General features: G+C 72.5%; 16 protein-coding genes, 1 tRNA gene and 1 pseudogene. 10 read left to right on the plus strand and 8 right to left on the minus strand.

What is annotated here, in order from left to right; genetic code table 11:
• Positions 1-46 precede the first annotated feature (46 nt).
• On the minus strand, positions 47-574 hold the full coding sequence (locus BZZ08_RS11945) for a universal stress protein (RefSeq protein ID WP_104632155.1): 528 nt from the start codon (positions 572-574) through the stop codon (positions 47-49).
• A gap of 292 nt (positions 575-866) precedes the next feature.
• On the opposite strand from BZZ08_RS11945, the gene BZZ08_RS38975 reads away from it, so the two are divergent.
• The 4 genes from BZZ08_RS38975 (at position 867) to BZZ08_RS11965 (ending at position 3,691) form a co-directional block, all read left to right on the plus strand.
• Positions 867-1,145: a hypothetical protein gene (locus BZZ08_RS38975; RefSeq protein WP_198601425.1), complete on the plus strand. Its 279-nt coding sequence runs from the start codon at positions 867-869 to the stop codon at positions 1,143-1,145.
• Between the two features lie 386 nt (positions 1,146-1,531).
• Positions 1,532-2,722 carry a helix-turn-helix domain-containing protein gene (locus tag BZZ08_RS11955; RefSeq protein ID WP_104632157.1) on the plus strand — a complete coding sequence of 397 codons (1,191 nt, stop codon included), beginning with the start codon at positions 1,532-1,534 and terminating at the stop codon, positions 2,720-2,722.
• 170 nt (positions 2,723-2,892) lie between these two features.
• Positions 2,893-3,495: an oligoribonuclease gene (gene orn, locus BZZ08_RS11960; protein WP_003976007.1), complete on the plus strand. Its 603-nt coding sequence runs from the start codon at positions 2,893-2,895 to the stop codon at positions 3,493-3,495.
• A gap of 123 nt (positions 3,496-3,618) precedes the next feature.
• A tRNA-His gene (locus BZZ08_RS11965) sits at positions 3,619-3,691 on the plus strand.
• 121 nt (positions 3,692-3,812) lie between these two features.
• Here the strand turns inward: BZZ08_RS11965 and BZZ08_RS11970 are convergent.
• The gene (locus BZZ08_RS11970) at positions 3,813-4,868 is read right to left on the minus strand and encodes a LacI family DNA-binding transcriptional regulator (RefSeq protein WP_104632158.1); all 1,056 of its coding nucleotides are present in this window, start codon (positions 4,866-4,868) and stop codon (positions 3,813-3,815) included.
• A 364-nt stretch (positions 4,869-5,232) separates the two neighbouring features.
• Between BZZ08_RS11970 and BZZ08_RS11975 the strand changes: the two genes are divergently transcribed.
• The 4 genes from BZZ08_RS11975 (at position 5,233) to BZZ08_RS11990 (ending at position 10,058) form a co-directional block, all read left to right on the plus strand.
• The gene (locus BZZ08_RS11975; RefSeq protein ID WP_104632159.1) at positions 5,233-6,558 is read left to right on the plus strand and encodes an ABC transporter substrate-binding protein; all 1,326 of its coding nucleotides are present in this window, start codon (positions 5,233-5,235) and stop codon (positions 6,556-6,558) included.
• 5 nt (positions 6,559-6,563) lie between these two features.
• Entirely contained in the window at positions 6,564-7,577 is a 1,014-nt protein-coding gene (locus BZZ08_RS11980; protein ID WP_104632160.1) for a carbohydrate ABC transporter permease, read from the plus strand.
• 12 nt (positions 7,578-7,589) lie between these two features.
• Positions 7,590-8,501, plus strand: a complete 912-nt coding sequence (locus BZZ08_RS11985; RefSeq protein WP_104632161.1) for a carbohydrate ABC transporter permease — start codon at positions 7,590-7,592, stop codon at positions 8,499-8,501.
• 114 nt (positions 8,502-8,615) lie between these two features.
• Positions 8,616-10,058 (plus strand): GH1 family beta-glucosidase, encoded by a 1,443-nt coding sequence (locus BZZ08_RS11990; RefSeq protein ID WP_104632162.1) that lies wholly within the window; start codon positions 8,616-8,618, stop codon positions 10,056-10,058.
• A 115-nt stretch (positions 10,059-10,173) separates the two neighbouring features.
• Here BZZ08_RS11990 and BZZ08_RS11995 read toward each other — a convergent pair.
• The 3 genes and pseudogenes from BZZ08_RS11995 to BZZ08_RS12005 form a co-directional block, all read right to left on the minus strand.
• Positions 10,174-11,632: pseudogene (locus BZZ08_RS11995) on the minus strand (glycoside hydrolase family 18 protein).
• Positions 11,633-11,809: 177 nt separating this feature from the next.
• Positions 11,810-13,285, minus strand: a complete 1,476-nt coding sequence (locus BZZ08_RS12000; RefSeq protein ID WP_104632163.1) for a sensor histidine kinase — start codon at positions 13,283-13,285, stop codon at positions 11,810-11,812.
• Positions 13,282-13,986 carry a response regulator transcription factor gene (locus BZZ08_RS12005; protein WP_198601426.1) on the minus strand — a complete coding sequence of 235 codons (705 nt, stop codon included), beginning with the start codon at positions 13,984-13,986 and terminating at the stop codon, positions 13,282-13,284. The genes BZZ08_RS12000 and BZZ08_RS12005 overlap by 4 nt, the downstream gene beginning before the upstream one ends.
• Positions 13,987-14,105: 119 nt before the next feature.
• Here BZZ08_RS12005 and BZZ08_RS12010 point away from each other — a divergent pair, with 119 nt between their 5' ends.
• A complete protein-coding gene (locus tag BZZ08_RS12010; protein WP_198601427.1) occupies positions 14,106-14,672 on the plus strand; it encodes a hypothetical protein in 567 nt (188 codons plus the stop codon).
• 28 nt (positions 14,673-14,700) lie between these two features.
• Here BZZ08_RS12010 and BZZ08_RS12015 read toward each other — a convergent pair whose 3' ends face one another.
• Entirely contained in the window at positions 14,701-15,570 is an 870-nt protein-coding gene (locus BZZ08_RS12015; protein WP_104632166.1) for a spermidine synthase, read from the minus strand.
• Positions 15,571-15,625: 55 nt separating this feature from the next.
• The gene (locus tag BZZ08_RS12020; RefSeq protein WP_198601428.1) at positions 15,626-16,006 is read right to left on the minus strand and encodes a hypothetical protein; all 381 of its coding nucleotides are present in this window, start codon (positions 16,004-16,006) and stop codon (positions 15,626-15,628) included.
• Positions 16,007-16,290: 284 nt separating this feature from the next.
• On the opposite strand from BZZ08_RS12020, the gene BZZ08_RS12025 reads away from it, so the two are divergent.
• Positions 16,291-17,613, plus strand: coding sequence for a hypothetical protein (locus tag BZZ08_RS12025; protein WP_104632168.1), 1,323 nt, complete (start codon positions 16,291-16,293; stop codon positions 17,611-17,613).
• Positions 17,614-17,835: 222 nt separating this feature from the next.
• Here BZZ08_RS12025 and BZZ08_RS12030 read toward each other — a convergent pair whose 3' ends face one another.
• On the minus strand, positions 17,836-18,432 hold the full coding sequence (locus BZZ08_RS12030) for a histidine phosphatase family protein (RefSeq protein ID WP_104632169.1): 597 nt from the start codon (positions 18,430-18,432) through the stop codon (positions 17,836-17,838).
• Positions 18,433-18,589: the final 157 nt, after the last annotated feature.

The following is an 18,589-nucleotide window of genomic DNA, read 5'->3' on the forward strand; positions in this document are numbered from 1 at the left end:
GTGACACGGGCGGGGGCCGTTCGTCGCGCCGGACTCGTCCGGTACGTCAGGGAATGACCACCACGGGCCGCTTCGCCCGCTTGGCGAGCCGGCCGGCGACGGAGCCGAAGATCCGGCCGACCAGGCCGTGACTGGAGCCGACGACGATGGCGTCCGCCTCGTACTCCCGCCCCACCTCTTCGAGTTCGTGGCAGATGTCGCCGCCGCGCTCGACGAGGATCCAGGGCACTTCGGCGAGGTAGTCCGCGCAGGCCAGCTCCAGACCGAGCACCTCGGTGCGGTGGTCGGGCACGTCGACGAAGACCGGGGGTTCGCAGCCGGCCCACACGGTGGTGGGCAGCCGGTTGGCGACATGCACGATGACCAGGCCGGAGCCCAGCCGGGAGGCCATGCCGATGGCGTAGGCGAGGGCGCGCTCGCTGGAGGTGGAGCCGTCGAAGCCGACGACGACACCGTGCTTGAAGGCTGGGTCGCACGACTGGCGTGGCTCTTCCGCCGCCAGGGGCTCGGCCGCCGTAGGTTCGGCGACGGGCCGCTTGCGGTCCGCGGGTTCGAAGAATTCGTGACCGGCCATGGCTGTCTCGGCGTTTTTATCCTCTATGGGGGACGACAGTGTGCGGCGGAGCTGTGTCCGGGAATGGTCTTCCCAACCCCATACCCCCAAGGGTACGGCGGCACGCCTCCTTCGCCCAGATCTCGCAGGGGGTCCCCGCGGGATTCCCCGGAGCATGCCCGAGAGGGCGCCCGTAACGCAATGGTTGCTGCTCTGTACAGGCGGTTTGCACAGGATTCAACTGTCCGTGACCGGTCGTGACCGACGCGCCGCGCGGGCGTTGATCACCGTGCCACCACCCCAGGGAGCACCCGTGTCAGGATCGCACCGTCCCGCCGGCCCGACGTCCGGCCCACCCGACCGGGACGGCGTCACCGATCTCGTCCGCTGGGCGGCGTTCAGTTGCTTTCTCGTCCCCGTCGCGCTCCTCTGGTACGGCACCTCGTTCGCGGGTGCCGCCGGCACGGCCTTCGGCCTGGCCGCCGTGACCGGCGTGTGCCGTCTGCTGCTGCGGCGTTCCGAGCGTGTCGCGGCCCGGCCGCGGGTCCGCAGGGGCGGGCGGCACGCTGGGGAAAACACACCGGTCGACTGACCGGTTTCCGCGCACAGTTCCGCTTCTTTTCAGCCAACTTCCGCAGGTGGCGCATCCGCACCCCTCACCACCCCCAAACCCCCGTTCCACCTGCACGGAAAGGGTCTCGGAACCCCTCCGCACCCTACGTGGATTGGCCACTGACACAAGGCGCACTTCCCAGGGGCGCCCCGGAGTGCAACGCTTCGTGATCGACTGCTTCACGCCAAGTTGCCATGTCGACAATGTCCCAAGTGCCGAACCAGCCAACTCGGCGCGGCGGGACACAGTAGATTCGATCTTGACCGTCTACGGCGGGGGACTCGTGCAGGACCGAGGGGAAACGTGTTGGAGCGACAGACCCGAAGGGTGAAGGGCGCCGCGACCACCGAGGGGGGCTTAGCAGTATGAGCCACGACTCCGCTGCCGCGCCGGAAGCCGCGGCCCGGAAGCTTTCCGGGCGACGCCGCAAGGAGATCGTCGCGGTGCTGCTCTTCAGCGGCGGCCCCATCTTCGAGAGTTCCATACCGCTGTCGGTGTTCGGGATCGACCGCCAGGACGCCGGCGTGCCGCGCTACCGGTTGCTGGTGTGCGCCGGCGAGGAGGGCCCGCTGCGGACCACAGGGGGCCTGGAACTCACCGCGCCACAAGGGCTGGAGGCGATCTCGCGCGCGGGCACGGTCGTCGTGCCGGCCTGGCGGTCGATCACCTCGCCGCCACCGGAGGAGGCGCTCGACGCACTGCGCCGGGCGCACGAGGAGGGGGCCCGCATAGTCGGACTGTGCACGGGCGCCTTCGTCCTCGCGGCGGCCGGCCTGCTGGACGGCCGCCCCGCCACCACGCACTGGATGTACGCGCCGACGCTGGCCAAGCGCTATCCGTCGGTGCACGTCGATCCGCGCGAACTGTTCGTGGACGACGGCGACGTGCTCACGTCCGCGGGCACCGCGGCCGGGATCGACCTGTGCCTGCACATCGTGCGCACCGACCACGGCAACGAGGCGGCCGGCGCGCTGGCCCGCCGACTGGTGGTCCCCCCGCGCCGCAGCGGCGGCCAGGAGCGCTACCTCGACAGGTCTTTACCGGAGGAGATCGGCGCCGACCCGCTCGCCGAGGTCGTCGCCTGGGCGCTGGAACACCTCCACGAGCAGTTCGACGTGGAGACGCTGGCCGCGCGCGCCTACATGAGCCGCCGCACCTTCGACCGCCGGTTCCGCTCACTGACGGGCAGCGCCCCGCTCCAGTGGCTGATCACGCAGCGGGTCCTCCAGGCGCAGCGCCTCCTGGAGACGTCGGACTACTCGGTGGACGAGGTCGCGGGCCGCTGCGGCTTCCGCTCGCCGGTCGCCCTGCGCGGCCACTTCCGCCGCCAGCTGGGCTCGTCGCCGGCCGCCTACCGCGCGGCCTACCGGGCCCGCCGTCCCCAGGGCGACCGCCAGCCCGACCCGGACACCGCGGGCGCCTCCCGGCCCCTGCCCCCGTCCGACCCGCCGGCCGCCCTCCCCCCGGAGAACGCGGTCCCGTTCCAGACCCGCCGCACGGCGACCCCCATGCCGGCGGGCGCGGCAAGCGTCCCGGGCCAGCGCAGCGCACCGTGAGGTGAGGAGCTGACCGCCCTGAACGCCGGACGGGCTGTTTCAGCCCGTCCGGCGTTCGAGGACGAGGCCCGTTCAGGGCCGAAGCGGGGGCCTGGGGGCGGCAGCCCCCGGCGAGGCCCGCACCGACGCCGGGGCCCCGATGAACAGGCGCCCCCCGTACAGTGGCCCGCATGAACGATCGCATGGTGTGGATCGACTGCGAGATGACCGGCCTCTCGCTGTCCGACGACGCGCTCATCGAGGTTGCCGCCCTCGTCACCGACTCCGAGCTGAACATCCTCGGCGAGGGCGTCGACATCGTCATCCGCCCGCCGGAGCGGGCCCTGGAGACGATGCCGGAGGTGGTGCGGGAGATGCACACCGCGTCCGGACTGCTCGCGGAGCTGGACGGCGGCACGACCTTGGCGGACGCCGAGGCCCAGGTCCTGGCGTATGTGCGGGAGCACGTGAAGGAGCCGGGCAAGGCCCCGCTGTGCGGCAACTCCGTCGGCACCGACCGCGGCTTCCTGCTGCGGGACATGGCGACGCTGGAGGGCTACCTCCACTACCGGATCGTCGATGTCTCCTCGATCAAGGAGCTGGCCCGCCGCTGGTACCCGCGGGCGTACTTCAACAGCCCCGAGAAGAACGGCAACCACCGGGCGCTCGCCGACATCCGCGAGTCCATCGCCGAACTGCGCTACTACCGGGAGGCGGTCTTCGTCCCGCAGCCCGGCCCCGACTCCGACACGGCCAGGGCGATCGCCGCGAAGCACGTCGTCTCCGCCGGTTAGGGGCGCGGGTCCGCCGGGCGGCGGCCTCCGGAAAGCCGGGCGCGAGCACCCCTTCGGACCCTGTACACTTTTTCTCAGCCGGTCGGGAAACCCCGCCACACGGGATTTCGAGCACCGGCCTTGGTGGGTGTAGCTCAGCTGGTAGAGCACCTGGTTGTGGTCCAGGATGCCGCGGGTTCAAGTCCCGTCACTCACCCTGAGTAATCAGCCGGTGGCTCTCGCGAGAGTCACCGGCTGATTGCGTGAGAGCACTCACCACGCGCGCAGAGGGTGCCGACCGGGGCCGCGCACCCCGGCGCGCGGCCCCGCGTACGGCCTCAGGACGACCGGCGCTCCACCAGCTCCGTCGCCAGGACCACCTGGTGGCGTTCCAGGCCCCGTGAGGCGGCCGGGCGGCGGTCGGCGATCTCGGTGAGCAGCAGGTCGATCATCGCGCGGCCCATCTCCTCGATGGGCTGGCGCACGCTGGTCAGCGGCGGCTCCATGTGGCGGGCGATGGCCGAGTCGTCGTAGCCGACCAGCGCCACGTCGTCCGGGATGCGCCGGCCCGCCTCGCGCAGGACCTGGCCCGCGCCCGCCGCGGTGACGTCCGAGGCGGCGAAGACCGCGTCCACGTCGGGACGGCGGCGCAGCAGCTCCGCCATCGCGCGGCGCCCGCCCTCCTCGGTGAAGTCGCCCGGTTCGATCAGCCCCTCATCCACCTCGTGGCCCGCCTCCCGCAGGGCGTCGCGGTAGCCGTCGACGCGTCGCTGGGCGCCGTAGACGGCGAGATGGCCGGTGATGTGGGCGATGTGGCCGCGGCCCCGGGACAGCAGGTGCTCGACGGCCGAGCGGGCGCCGCCGTAGTTGTCCGAGTCCACCGACGCCAGCGGTTCCGCCGCCGAGCGCGGGCCGCTGATCACCGCGGGGATCTCCAGCTGGGTCAGCAGGTCGGGCAGCGGGTCGTCGGCGTGCACCGAGACCAGCAGGACGCCGTCCACCCGGTGCGCCGCGAGGTACTGGGCGAGCCGCTCCCGCTCCCGGTCGCTGCCCGCGAATATCAGCAGCAGCTGCATCTCGGTCTCGGACAGCTCGGAGCCGACGCCCTTCAGCATGTCCGAGAAGTACGGCTCCGCGAAGAACCGGGTCTCCGGTTCCGGCACCACCAGGGCGATCGCGTCCGTACGGTTGGCCGCCAGCGCGCGGGCCGCCGTGTTCGGGACGTAACCGAGCTCCGCGACCGCCGCCTCGACGGCCGCCCGGGTCGCGTCGCTGACCCGCGGCGAGCCGTTGATCACGCGGGAGACCGTGCCGCGGCCGACGCCCGCGCGTGCCGCCACCTCTTCGAGGGTGGGCCGGCCACCGCTCCGACCACGCACTCCGTGGCTTGCCATCGGCTCCGCCTCCCGTCGTCACCCCCGCACTCTGCGGCTGGCCTGGAATTTAACAGGCCGGTCGGGTGTAATGACCGACTCCGGTCCCTCCCCGGCGGTACGGGGGTGTCTCCGCGCCGTTCGCAACGTCCAGTTAACAGGCCGATAACTGAACGCAATTCGCCGCGTCCGCTCCCTTGACACCCCCGCCCGGACCGACGACTCTTCAACACATCACTTGTGGGAGCGCTCCCACACTACCTGGCACTTACACATCCCGCACGTTCCCCGCCCGAGCCGCAGCGACGAACGAAACACATGAAGCAGCGGGTCCAACCATGTAGTTGGCCGGGGGGTCGGCACGTCAGGGCAACAGGAGGACGCAATGCGAGCAGCACGCAGAGGATCGGCCCGCAGGGTGGTGGTCATGGCGGCCATCGCGTCGCTGGGCGCCGGGCTGCTGGCCGGCTGTGCCGACGACGGGAACGACGAGGACAGCTCGTCGTCGGGCGACAGCAGCGGCAAGACCACGATCACCCTCGGTCTGTTCGGGACGATGGGCTTCAAGGAGGCCGGTCTCTACGACGAGTACGAGAAGCTCAACCCGGACATCAACATCGAGGAGAACGTCACCGAGCGGAACGAGAACTACTACCCCGCCCTGGTGAACCACCTCACCACCAACAGCGGCCTCCAGGACGTGCAGGCGATAGAGGTCGGCAACATCGCCGAGGTCGTCGCCACCCAGGCGGACAAGTTCGAGGACATGTCCAAGGCCGCGGGTGTCCAGAAGAGCAACTGGCTCGACTGGAAGTGGCAGCAGGCCACCGCCAAGTCCGGCGCCACGATCGGTCTGGGCACCGACATCGGCCCGATGGCCATCTGCTACCGCAAGGACCTGTTCGAGAAGGCCGGCCTGCCGACCGACCGCGAGGAGGTCTCCAAGCTGTGGGCCGGGGACTGGAACAAGTTCATCGAGGCCGGCGAGAAGTACAAGAAGGGTGCCGGCAAGGACACCTACTTCATGGACTCCCCCGGCGGCCTGATCAACGCCGTCCTCAGCAGTGAGGACGAGAAGTTCTACGACTCCTCCGGCAAGGTCATCTACAAGACCAACCCGGCCGTCAAGGACGCCTTCGACCTGACCGCCGAGGCGGCCGAGAAGGGACTGGTCCAGTCGCAGACCCAGTTCCAGCCGGCCTGGGACCAGACCATTTCCAACAGCCTGTTCGCCACCGTCGCCTGCCCGCCGTGGATGCTCGGCACCATCAAGGCCAAGTCCCAGCCGGACTCCGCCGGCAAGTGGGACGTCGCCCAGGCCCCGAAGGCCGGCAACTGGGGCGGCACCTTCCTGGGCGTGCCCAAGGGCGGCAAGCACGTGAAGGAGGCGCAGAAGCTGGTGACCTGGCTGACCGCGCCCGAGCAGCAGGCCAAGCTCTTCTCCAAGATGGGCAGCTTCCCGAGCGCGCCCGCCGCGTACAAGCTCCCCCAGGTGACCGGTGGCAAGAACGACATGACCGGTGACGCGCCGATCGGCGAGCTGTTCGCCAAGGCCGCCGAGCAGATCCCGACCCAGGTGATCGGCCCGAAGGACCAGATCGTCCAGCAGGGTCTGACCGACAACGGCGTCATCCTCGTCACCCAGGGCAAGTCCGCGAAGGACGCCTGGGAGAACGCCGTGAAGACCATCGACAACAACCTGGAGAAGTGACCGGAATGACCACCCGGCACGACACCGCCGCGTCCCCCGTCGAGGGGGGCGCGGCCCCGGGCCGCCCGCCCGGTACCAGGGCGTCCGCCGAGGCGGACCGCAAGAGGCGGGCGAAACTCTCCCGCCGCTGGCAGCGGGACATGCGCTGGAGCCCGTACGCGTTCGTCTCGCCGTTCTTCCTGCTCTTCGTCGCCTTCGGCCTGTTCCCGCTGATCTACACCGGCTGGGCCTCGCTGCACACGGTGGAGCTGACCGCGCCCACCGACATGAAGTGGACCGGGCTGGACAACTACACCCGGATCTTCGACGACGAGTTCTTCTGGAACGCCGCGAAGAACACGCTGTGGATCGGCATCATCTCCACGGTGCCGCAGCTGCTGATGGCGATGGGCCTGGCGCACATCCTCAACTACAAGCTGCGTGCCTCGACCTTCTACCGGGTCGTCATGCTGGCCCCGTACGCAACGTCGATCGCCGCGGCCTCGCTGGTCTTCGTGCTGCTCTTCGGCCGCGACTACGGCATGATCAACTGGGTCCTCGACCTGGTGGGCCTGGACAAGATCGACTGGCAGAACGGCTCGTGGGCGTCCAAGTTCGCCGTGTCCTCGATCGTCATCTGGCGCTGGACCGGCTACAACGCGCTGATCTACCTGGCCGCGATGCAGGCGATCCCGCAGGACCTGTACGAGTCGGCGGCGCTGGACGGCGCCAGCCGCTGGCGGCAGTTCATCCACGTCACGCTGCCCTCGCTGCGCCCGACCATCCTGTTCACGGTCGTCGTGTCGACCATCGGCGCCTCGCAGGTCTTCGGCGAGCCGCTGCTGTTCGACGCGAACAAGGGCGCCTCGGGCGGCTCCCAGCACCAGTTCCAGACGCTCGGCCTGTACCTGTACGAGCAGGGCTGGGTCAACCAGCACCTGGGCCGCGCCTCCGCGATCGCCTGGGCGATGTTCCTGATCCTCATCGTGATCGGGATCCTCAACGCCGTCATCTCGCGCCGGCTGCGCGCCAGTAGTTAAGGAGAACCGGCCGTGACGACGACCATGACGAAACCCCCGGCCGACGCGGCACCCGAGCCGCCCCGGCGGGGCCGACGACGTTCCAAGGCGGCACGGGCGGGCGGCACACTGCACGCCGGGCCGATCGCCTACATCATCCTCGCGCTGTTCACCATCGGCTCGCTCTTCCCCCTGGTGTGGACGGCGATCGCCGCCTCGCGCGACAACCAGCGGCTCGCCCAGACTCCGCCGCCGCTCTGGTTCGGCGGCAACCTGTTCGACAAGCTCGAGATCGCCTGGACCGACGCCAACCTCGGCGAGGCGTTCCTCAACACCACCATCGTGGCCGGGATCTCGGCGTTCACCATCGTCTTCCTGTCGACGATCGCCGGGTTCGCCTTCGCCAAGCTGCGCTTCCGCGGCCGCAACGCGCTGATGCTGATCGTCATCGGCACGATGATGGTGCCGCCGCAGCTGAGCATCATCCCGCTGTACATGATGGTCGCGCAGCTGGACTGGTCCGACCAGCTCCAGGCGGTGATCCTGCCGTCCCTGGTGAACGCGTTCGGCGTGTTCTTCATGCGGCAGTACCTGCTCCAGGCGCTGCCCGACGAGATCATCGAGGCCGCGCGCGTGGACGGCGCCAGTAGCTGGCGCGTGATCTGGCACGTGGTGTTCCCGGCGGCGCGGCCCGCGATGGCCGTGCTCGGCATGCTGATGTTCGTGCAGTCCTGGAACGACTTCCTGTGGCCGTTCCTGGTGCTGACGCAGAACGGCAGTCCGACCGTGCAGGTCGCCCTCGCCGGACTGGGCCGCGGCTACACCCCGGACCAGTCCCTGATCATGGCCGGCGCGCTGCTCGGCACGCTGCCGCTGCTGCTGGTGTTCGCGATCTTCGGCAAGCAGATCGTGGGCGGCATCATGCAGGGCGCCGTCAAGGGATGACGCCCGTCCCGGGGGCCGGGCCAGCACCGTCCCGGCCCCGCCTTCCCCCCTCGTACTTCCACGCGTCGGTCTTCCACGACCCGACCCGCCATGACCCGCAATGGGAGCGCTTCCATGCCTGAGTCCGCAACGCCGGTGACCCCGGTGACCTTCCCCCCCGCCTTCCTCTGGGGCGCCGCCACCTCGGCGTACCAGATCGAGGGCGCGGTGCGGGAGGACGGCCGTACGCCCTCGATCTGGGACACCTTCAGCCACACGCCCGGGAAGACGGCCGGCGGGGACACCGGGGACGTCGCTGTCGACCACTACCACCGCTACCGCGACGACGTGGCGCTGATGAAGGACCTGGGTCTCGGCGCCTACCGCTTCTCGGTCTCCTGGACCCGGGTGCAGCCGACCGGCCGCGGCCCCGCCGTCCAGCGCGGCCTGGACTTCTACCGCCGCCTGGTGGACGAGCTGCTGGCCGCCGGGATCAAGCCGGCCGTCACCCTCTACCACTGGGACCTGCCGCAGGAGCTGGAGGACGCGGGCGGCTGGCCCGAGCGGGACACGGCCTACCGGTTCGCCGAGTACGCGCAGATCGTCGGTGAGGCGCTCGGCGACCGGGTGGAGCAGTGGATCACGCTGAACGAGCCGTGGTGCGCCGCCTTCCTGGGCTACGCCTCCGGTGTGCACGCCCCCGGCCGCACCGACCCGGCGGCCTCGCTGCGCGCCGCGCACCACCTGAACCTGGCGCACGGCCTGGGCACGGTCGCGCTGCGTTCGGTGATGCCGGCCCGCAACTCGGTGGCGATCAGCCTCAACACGTCCGTGGTGCGGCCGCTGTCGCAGACCCCGGCGGACCTGGCGGCGGCCCGGAAGATCGACGACCTGTCCGGCGGGATCTTCCACGGCCCGATCCTGCACGGCGCCTACCCGCAGACGCTCCTGGAGGCCACCGCGCCGGTGACGGACTGGTCGTTCGTCCAGGACGGCGACCTGGGCCAGATCCGTCAGCCGATCGACGCGATCTGCCTCAACTACTACACGCCCACGGTGGTGTCGGCGGCCGACGCCGACTCGCGTGCGCCGCGCGCCGACGGCCACGGCGCGAGCGACCACTCGCCGTGGCCCGCCGCGGAGGACGTGGCGTTCCACCAGCCGCCGGGCGAGCGCACCGAAATGGGCTGGAGCGTCGACCCGACCGGCCTGCACGAGCTGATCATGCGGTACAACCGGGAGGCCCCGGGCATGCCGCTGTACATCAGCGAGAACGGCGCGGCCTACGACGACAAGCCCGGCGCGGACGGCTCGGTGCACGACCCCGACCGGGTCGCCTACCTGAACGGCCACCTCACCGCGGTCCGGCAGGCCATCGCCGACGGCGCCGACGTCCGCGGCTACTACCTGTGGTCCCTGCTGGACAACTTCGAGTGGGCCTACGGCTACGAGAAGCGCTTCGGCGCGGTGTACGTCGACTACGCCTCCCAGCAGCGCACCCCGAAGTCGAGCGCCCTGTGGTACGGCCGGGCGGCCCGCACGGGGACGCTGCCGCCGCTGGACGCCGTGGGGCAGTAGTCCCTCCGGCGAGGCGGCACACGGACCGAGCGGGGCGCGGCATCCGACGGGGGGATGCCGCGCCCCGCTCGTGGGGCCGGTGTGGGGCCCGGCCCCGCGCGGGGAGGAGCCCGGCCTACTTGTAGGCCGCGAACGCCTTGGCGAAGGCGTTCGGCTCCTGGTCCACGGAGCTGCACGTGGCGTCGGCCGAGGGCTTCGGGCCGCCGGGGCAGGCCTTGTCGCGGGTCGCGGACCACATGGACAGCGCGCCCAGGCCCTTGGCCTTGGCGAACTCCACCAGCTGGGCGGCGTCGTCGACCTTGAAGACCTCACTGGCGACGTCGTTGACGCCGATCATCGGGGTGACGGCGACCGTCTTCCAGGCGTCCGCGTCGGACCGGCCGAGGACGCCCTTGACCTGGGCCTGGGTGGCGGTGGCGGCCTGCTCGGCGTAGGTGCCCATGTCGTCGCTGTACGCGGGGCCGTAGTCCATCGCCATGATGTTGACGGCGTCGATGTCCACGCCGTTCTTCTTCGCGTCGGCGAGGAGGTCGACGCCCGCCTGGGTGAGGCCCTCGGGCATCACCGGGAGGGTGAAGGAGACGTCCAGGCCGGGGTGCTTCTTCTGGAGCGCGGCGATCGCCTGGGCGCGGCGGGTGTTGGCGGCCGTGTCGGGCAGCGCGCCGCCCTCGACGTCGAAGTCGACCTTGGTGAGCCGGTAGGCGTCGACGACCTTGCCGTACGCCGCCGCCAGGGCGTCGGCCGACGTGCAGGTCGTGCCCAGTTCGGAGCCGGAGGCGCCGCCGAAGGAGACCCGGACGTCGCCGCCCTTGGCGCGCAGGGCGCCTATCTGGTCGGCGACGGCGTCGCTGCCGAGGTCGGTGACGCCGCCCCACTTCGGGGTGCAGCCGCCGCCGTCGGTGACGAAGGCGAGGTTGTACTCCTTCACGCCCGGTCGCCTCGGCGTGCGCGAGCAGGTCGAAGGCCGGGTAGAGCGAGGTGTCGACGTACGGCGCGAAGCCGGCGCCCGCCGCGGTGCCGTCGCCGGGGGTGCCGGTGGGCGCCGGAGCGGTGGGGGTGTCGGTCGGGGTCGGCTCGGCGGTGTCGGACGCCGTGGGGGTGGGCGCGGGGGGCTCGGTGGGGCGGCCGCTGGGCTCGGGGGTGGCGCCGTCGTCGGTCGAGCACGCGGCGTCGTCGACCAGGCAACCGGTCGGGTCCGCGGTGCCGTTGACGACGAAGCCGACCGTGACGGACTCGCCGGCCCTCAGCCCGTCCGTGTCCCACTTGGGCGGGGTCACGGTGACGTGCTGCCCGTCGGCCTTCGACTCGGCGTTCCACAGCGAACCGAGCTTCGCGCCCGCGGGCAGGTCGAACTCCAGGGTCCAGTCCGCCTTGGCCTGACCGGTGTTGTTGGTGACGACGTACTGGGCGGTGTAGCCCGTCGACCACTCGCTGGTCTTCGTGTACGCGGCGCCGACCGAGGCCGCCTGGGCGGTGCTGGTGAAGAGCAGCGCCCCGCCACCGGCCACGGCCGCCGCGACGAGGGCGCCGATCGCCTTGTTCCTGCCACTGACCTTGCGTCGGTGCGTGCGCATCACGTGCCTGCCTTCGCTGTTCACGATGCCCCCGGCGGAGGACCGACGGGGGCGGGGTGGGGGTGTGGCAGCACGCTAGCGACCCGGAAACGGGCAAAGAGCCTGATCCGGACGGGGGTTGGTGATCTTAGGGTGGGCTTAAGGAAGGGATCGGGGCCGATTAATGGTCGTGCCCGGTCAACGGGCGCGGCCAGGCCGGACCGCCGGTGCCGGTGCCGGTGCCGGTGCCGGTGCCGGTGCCGGTGCCGAAGTCTGCGCCTGCGCACGGCCCTGCCGGCGTCGGCGTACCGCCCCGCGGTGCCCGCGCCGCGCCGGCGCCGTCCGTCCGTCCAGCTGGATCCAGATCCGCACCTCGGTGCCGCCCAGCACGGAGGAGCCGATGCGTACGTCGCCGCCGGTCGACTCGGCCATCCGGCGCACGATGTCCAGGCCGAGCCCGGTCGAGCCGTCGGTGCCGGAGCCCCGGCCGCGGGCCATGGCCGCCTCGGGGTCGGTTATGCCGGTGCCCGCGTCGGAGACCAGCACGATCACCGCGTCCTCGCCGTTGTGCAGGTCGACGGCGAAGGCGGTGCCCTCCGCGGTGTGCCGGAAGACGTTGCCGAGCAGGGCGTCGAGGGAGGCGGCCAGGTCGGCACGGGCCACGGGTATGCGCACCGGCCGGTCGGCGCCGGCCACCCGCCACTTGCGGCCCTCGTCCTCGGCGAGCGCCGACCAGAACCCCATCCGCTCCCGGACCACCTCCGCCGCGTCGCACCCGGCGCCGGGACCGGCGGCCGCCGTCTGCGGCTTGGCGTCCCGTGCCGTGCGGATGATGGTGTCGACCTCGCGCTCCAGCTGCTCGACGGCGGCCCGGGTCTGCTCGGCGGCCGGACCGTCGCCGAGCGAGGCGGCGTTGAGGCGCAGCACGGTCAGCGGGGTGCGCAGCCGGTGGGACAGGTCGGCGGCCAGCTCCCGTTCGTTGGCGAGGAGCTGGACGACCTGGTCGGCCATGGAGTTGAACGCGACCGCCGCGCGCCGCAGTTCGTCCGGCCCCTCCACGGGCACCCGCGCGCCCAGCTTGCCCTCCCCCAGTTCGTGCGCCCCGTCGACCAGGCGCCGCGCGGGCTGCACCATCCGTACGCCCAGCCGGTCGGCGACCGCGACCGAGCCGACGATCAGGGCGGCGCCCACCGCGGCCAGCACCGCCCAGGCCGTGCCGACGCCGTTGGTCACCTCGGACTCGGGGACGTACACCTCGACGACGGCGATCTGTCCGGAGCTGAGCGCGACCGGCTGGAGCAGGGTGGACCCGCCGCCCACCTCGGTGGTGGAGGCCCGCCCCATCTCCCGTACGGCGGCGATGTCCTCGTCGGTGGCGCGCTGCCGGCCGAGGTCGGTGGCGCCGCCGGTCTCCGCGTCCCCGGACCCGGCGCCGGGTGCCGGTAGGTGCACGGCCATCCCGGCGTCCGAACCGGCGGAGGCGACGACGCGTTCCAGCTGCTCGCGGTCGGTGGTGATGGACAGGGCCGGGGCGACGGCGGCGGCCTCCCGTTCGGCGTTGGAGAAGGCGCGGTCGCGGGCCATCTCCCGGATGACGAGGCCGAGCGGCACGGCGAAGGCGACCACGACCATCGCGGTGACCGCCAGCGAGACCTTGACCAGGGCCCATCTCATCGCGGTGGCTCCAGTCGTGGTGGCTCCAGCTTCACGCCGACACCGCGCAGGGTGTGCAGATAGCGCGGCCGGGCCGCGGTCTCGCCGAGCTTGCGCCGCAGCCAGGACAGGTGGACGTCGATGGTCTGGTCGTCGCCGTAGGACTGCTGCCAGACCTCGGCGAGCAGTTCCTTGCGGGGCACGACGACCCCGGGGCGGCCGGCCAGGAAGGCGAGCAGGTCGAACTCGCGGCGGGTCAGGTCGAGGACCGCGCCGTCCAGTTCGGCCTGGCGGCGCAGCGGGTCGACGGTGAGGCCGCCGACCCGCAGGACCGTGGGCGCCGCCGCCTCCGCGGGGCCGCCGCGGGCGCGGCGCAGGACGGCCGCCATCCGGGCCGACAGGTGCTCCACGGAGAACGGTTTGGTGAGGTAGTCGTCCGCGCCCGCGTTCAACAGCCGTACGATCTCCGCCTCGTCGTCCCGGGCGGTGGCGACGATCACCGGTACGTCGGTGATGCCGCGCAACATCTTCAGCGCCTCGGAGCCGTCCAGATCGGGCAGTCCGAGGTCCAGGATCACCACGTCGAACCGGAAATGGGCGACCTCGCGCAGCGCCTCCAGTGCCGTGCCCACGCTGCGCACGGTGTGCGAGGCGTCGGTCAGCTGCCGGATGAGCGCCGAGCGTACGAACTGGTCGTCCTCGACCACGAGCACACTTGCCATGGGCGGCACCGTACGCCATGCGAACCGGCCCGGTCCGAGCCTGTGGACAACTCCACCCGGACCCGCGTCACAGCGCTTTCGGGCGACACGCGTGGGGCGGGTGAGGCAGTATGGCCGCGATGCGCAGAGGACTCGTCCACGTGATCGCCTGGCTGCTCGCCACCGGCGCGGCGGTCACGCTGTCGTGGTGGGGCGTGCACACGGTGATGGCCGGCACGGCCTACGACGCCCCCCGGGCGCTGCCGATCACGGCGGCCGACGCGAGCGTGCGGGACGGGGAGGGCGACGACGGGGAGCCCCTGGCGTCGTCCACCAGCCGGCCCTCGCCGTCGCCGTCGCCGTCGTCGGGCAGCCCGTCGCCGACACCGAGCGGGACGTCCCGCGAGCCCGCCCCCGCCCCGTCGCGCACCGCGCCGTCCACCACACCGTCCGAGGACCCGGCGAGCCCCGCACCCGACACGTCCGGCGAGGTCAGGAGTTACGACACCGACGGGGGCCGCGCGGTCTTCGACCTCGGTACGTCGTCCGCGTCCCTGGTGTCGGCGACGCCGGGCACGGGCTGGTCGATGCAGGTGTGGAAGACGGAGTCGTGGATCCGGGTGGAGTTCACCTCGGGCGCGGACCGGGTGTCGGTGTTCTGCACCTGGCACGACGGGCCGCCGCGGGTGGAGATCGGCAGCTACTGAACCAACGCGGTCGGCAGCCGGGAGAGGCTCACTTGAAGACGGACTCCGGCGGCGCGGGCGAGTCCACCGCCACCGCGTCCGTCACGGGCTGGGCGCCGCCGGTGAAGTCGGTGAGCGCGCGGCCCTGTTCCACGCGCGCGGGGTGCGGGTCGGAGGCGGCCCTGCGGGTGAGTTCGGCGACCGGCAGCGGGTGGTCGGCGGCGACCAGGATCGCGTTGCCGAAGCGTTTGCCGCGCAGGACGGCCGGGTCGGCGACGAGGGCGAGTTCGGCGAACCGGGCGGCGGCGGTGGCGATCTGGCCGCGCAGGTGGGCGAGCGGCGGGCCGTCGGCGAGGTTGGCGGCGTAGACCCCGCCGGGCACGAGTGCGCGCCGCACCTCGTCGAGGAACTCGGTGGAGGTCAGGTGGGCCGGTGTGCGGGCTCCGCCGAAGACGTCCGCGACGACCAGGTCCGCCCAGCCGTCGGGCACCTTGGCCAGCCCGGCGCGGGCGTCGGCGGAACGCACCCGTATCCGCGCGCCGGGGTCCAGGGGCAGCTCCCGGCGGACCAGGTGGACGAGGGCGGCGTCCCGCTCGACGACCTGCTGGGTGGAGCGGGGGCGGGTGGCGGCGACGTAACGGGCGAGGGTGAGGGCGCCGCCGCCGAGGTGCACGGCCCGGACCGGCCTGCCCGGCGGGGCGGCGAGGTCGATGACGTGGCCGATGCGGCGCTGGTACTCGAAGGACAGGTACGCCGGGTCGTCGAGGTCGACGTGCGACTGCGGGGCGCCGTCGATCAGCAGCGTCCAGGCCCGCGGCCGGTCCCGGTCGGGCACCAGCTCGGCACGCCCCCCGTCGACGTCCTCGACGACGGCCTCGACGGCTGCGCGCCCGCGCCGGGCGTTCCTGGACTTTCCCATCGGGCCATTATCGGTCGGCGGCGGGACCGCGCCCCGGCGGCCTGCCCGGCGGTGCTCAGCGGCAGCTGTCCGCGGCCCTGATCAGCCGGGCCGCCTCGCCCAGCGCGGCCCGCAGGACGGCGGGGTCGGTCGCCAGGTCCGCCTCGCCGGGCGGCAGCAGCCAGTCGGAGCCCTCCACGGGCGGCTCGGGCGCCGGGACGATGCTCAGTCCGCGGCCGTCCGTCTCCGTGCAGGTGCTGCCCGGCACGTCCCAGGCGGCGGCGGTGCCCGGCGGCACCAGGAACCCCAGGGTGTCGCAGCCGTCGTCGTGGATCACCGAGCCCACCCCCTCACCGGCTCCCCGCCTGAGGATGTCGACCGCCTCCAGACCCTGACGGGTCGGCACGGTGACGACGTCACAGGCGTCGCAGGGGGGATCGCTGATGCTGGTGTCCATCCCGGCCTCCACCACGGAACTCCTCCTCGGACGAGCGGCTCGGGAGTCGGGGGCCTCCCGGTCCACCCCGTTCAACGCGGCGGACCGTCAACGGCTACGGCCCAGGGCCGCCGCAAAGGATGGCACTTCATGGCAGATCGTGGATGAGATATCCGGTTTGTAGCCAAACAGCGCGTGGCCGCTCCGTCACAGCCGGTACGTTCTTGCTCGCCGGAAACAGGGCCGCCAGCCTTGCTCGCCCCTGTCCCGGCATGGTTCGACGGTTCGCACGAGAGGACCCGGCCATGGCGTCGTCAACGGTGACCTCCGCCCAGCCCGAACGGCCACCGCGGCCGAACCGCGCCTTCAGGCGGTTGCGCGGCCGGCGCTCCCCGGCGGAGTTCGCGGCGGCGGTCCGCCGGGCCGCGCGCGAGATCGGCGAGCGGGTCAGCTGCGACGCGCGCTACGTCGGCCGGGTCGAGGCGGGTGAGATCCGCTGTCCCAACTACGCCTACGAGCGGGTGTTCCTGCACATGTTCCCCGGCCGCACGCTCACCGACCTGGGGTTCGCGCCCCGCTCGTCGGTGCGTGGACGCCAGACGCGTACCACCGGTGAGACGCGAGGGGCGGGTGAGCCGTATGAGACGTATGACACGCGAGACACGCAAGACCTGTACGAAACGCACGACAACAACGAGGAGAGCGACGTGCTGCGTCGCGCATTCATGACGAGCGGTGCCACGGTGGCCGCCGCCTCGCTGGGCCCCCTGGGACTCGCCCTCGACGCCGCGGCGGCCGGGCGCCCCACGCGCCGGGCCGGGACGGGCGAGGCCGGCGCCCTCGAAGAGGCCGTCCGCCGGATCCGGCTGCTCGACGACCGGCACGGCGCGGACGGCCTCTACCGGCGCGCGGCGGCCCCGCTGCGCACCGCGTACGCGCTCCTGGACGCCGGCGCCTCCCGGCAGGCGACCGCGGACCGGCTCTACACGGGCGCCGGTGAACTGGCGATCTCCGTCGGCTGGCTGGCGCACGCCTTCTGCAACATGGCGTTCCTGGCCCGCGACGCCGGCCGCCCGCGCGAGGCGGTACGGGCGGCCCAGGCCGCGCAGCGCGCCGCCCGACCGCTGGGCTCGGCCCGGCTGATGTCCCTGCTCGCGCTGCGCGAGGCGGGCGGCTGGGCGGGGCTCGCGGACCGCGTCGGCTGCGAGCAGGCGCTGGTCCGCGCGCAGACCTTCTTCGAGCGGGGCCCCTCGGACACCGACCCCGAGTGGATGAGCTTCTACGGCGAGGCCGAGCTGGAGGGGCTGGAAGCGCAGTGCTGGTCCACCCTGGGCGACTGGCCGCGGGCCGCCCGGCACGCGCGGCGGGCGGCGGATCTCCAGGACCCGCACTTCACCCGGAACCTCGCGCTGTACTCGGCGGAGCTGGCGGACGACCTGGCCCGCGGCGGCCGCCCCGACGAAGCGGCGGGGGCGGGCATGCGGGTGCTGGACCTGCTGGACGAGGTCCAGTCCTCCCGCATCCACACGATGCTGGCGGGCACGGCCCGGGTCCTCCTCCCCCACCGCCGCGCGTCGGGCGTCTCCGCCTTCCTGGACCGCCACGGAGCGCTGCCGCGACCGGCATAGCCCCCAGCTGCGGGCAGTCGTGCCGTGCCCCGCTCCGTAGCCACGGCCAGCCGTGCACCACTCCGTAGCTGCGGGCAGTCGTGCCGCTGGGGCGGCACGGGTGGGCGCAGCGGCACCCCGCAACGCCGGGCCGCGTCCCCACCCTGCCCAGCCACAGCACCGCGCACCGTAAACGAGCACCGGCACCGGCACCGGCACCGGCACCGGCACCGGCACCAACCGTCAGCCGACCAGATGCCCCAGGTCGTTCCAGCCCTCCACGGCCGGCTCCCCGTACGCCCACCCCAGCACCGACAGCGACGTCGGGTTCAGCCGTATCCGTGCCCCGAAGGTCAGCGGCAGCCCCAGCCACCGCGCCCCGATGGCCCGCAGAATGTGCCCGTGGGCGAAGACGAGCACGTCCCGCTCCGCCTCCCGCGCCCACGCCACCACCTCGTCCGCGCGCGCGGTGACGTCCGCCACACCCTCCCCCTCCGGGACGCCGTCCCGCCAGATCAGCCAGCCGGGCCGCACGGCCTGGATCTGCTCCGGCGTCATGCCCTCGTACGCCCCGTAGTCCCACTCCAGCAGCGTGTCCCACGCGCGGGCGCGCTCGCCGAAACCGGCCAGCTCACAGGTCTCGCTCGCGCGCACCAGCGGACTGGTCCGCACCTCCACGCCGGGCAGCCCGTCCAGCGGCGCCCGGTGCAGCCGCTCGCCGAGCAGCTTCGCGCCGCGCCGGCCCTCCTCCAGGAGCGGCACGTCGGTCCTGCCGGTGTGTCTGCCGGACAGCGACCACTCCGTCTGTCCGTGCCGGGCCAGCAGGATGCGCGGTGCCATGAAGGGGCCTTTCCGGGAGAAATGTCTGAGGGGACCCCTCCATCATCCCGTACCGCCCCTACGGGCAACCCGAGGGGCGGCGCCCGCGTCTATCACGTCCGAGGGCGCTTCGCGGAGCGGTCGCGGTGAGGCCGTAGAGTGGCTCGCCCGTGTCCGT

Source organism: Streptomyces sp. MH60 (genome assembly GCF_002939385.1).
Taxonomy (GTDB): Bacteria; Actinomycetota; Actinomycetes; order Streptomycetales; family Streptomycetaceae; genus Streptomyces.

What these genes read in the sequence shown, in the direction of transcription:
- BZZ08_RS11945 (WP_104632155.1), bottom strand. Translation starts at nt 574, where the DNA reads ATGGCCGGTCACGAATTCTTCGAACCCGCGGACCGCAAGCGGCCCGTC.
- BZZ08_RS11955 (WP_104632157.1), top strand. Translation starts at nt 1,532, where the DNA reads ATGAGCCACGACTCCGCTGCCGCGCCGGAAGCCGCGGCCCGGAAGCTT.
- orn (WP_003976007.1), top strand. Translation starts at nt 2,893, where the DNA reads ATGAACGATCGCATGGTGTGGATCGACTGCGAGATGACCGGCCTCTCG.
- BZZ08_RS11970 (WP_104632158.1), bottom strand. Translation starts at nt 4,868, where the DNA reads ATGGCAAGCCACGGAGTGCGTGGTCGGAGCGGTGGCCGGCCCACCCTC.
- BZZ08_RS11975 (WP_104632159.1), top strand. Translation starts at nt 5,233, where the DNA reads ATGCGAGCAGCACGCAGAGGATCGGCCCGCAGGGTGGTGGTCATGGCG.
- BZZ08_RS11980 (WP_104632160.1), top strand. Translation starts at nt 6,564, where the DNA reads ATGACCACCCGGCACGACACCGCCGCGTCCCCCGTCGAGGGGGGCGCG.
- BZZ08_RS11990 (WP_104632162.1), top strand. Translation starts at nt 8,616, where the DNA reads ATGCCTGAGTCCGCAACGCCGGTGACCCCGGTGACCTTCCCCCCCGCC.
- BZZ08_RS12000 (WP_104632163.1), bottom strand. Translation starts at nt 13,285, where the DNA reads ATGAGATGGGCCCTGGTCAAGGTCTCGCTGGCGGTCACCGCGATGGTC.
- BZZ08_RS12005 (WP_198601426.1), bottom strand. Translation starts at nt 13,986, where the DNA reads ATGGCAAGTGTGCTCGTGGTCGAGGACGACCAGTTCGTACGCTCGGCG.
- BZZ08_RS12010 (WP_198601427.1), top strand. Translation starts at nt 14,106, where the DNA reads ATGCGCAGAGGACTCGTCCACGTGATCGCCTGGCTGCTCGCCACCGGC.
- BZZ08_RS12015 (WP_104632166.1), bottom strand. Translation starts at nt 15,570, where the DNA reads ATGGGAAAGTCCAGGAACGCCCGGCGCGGGCGCGCAGCCGTCGAGGCC.
- BZZ08_RS12020 (WP_198601428.1), bottom strand. Translation starts at nt 16,006, where the DNA reads ATGGACACCAGCATCAGCGATCCCCCCTGCGACGCCTGTGACGTCGTC.
- BZZ08_RS12025 (WP_104632168.1), top strand. Translation starts at nt 16,291, where the DNA reads ATGGCGTCGTCAACGGTGACCTCCGCCCAGCCCGAACGGCCACCGCGG.
- BZZ08_RS12030 (WP_104632169.1), bottom strand. Translation starts at nt 18,432, where the DNA reads ATGGCACCGCGCATCCTGCTGGCCCGGCACGGACAGACGGAGTGGTCG.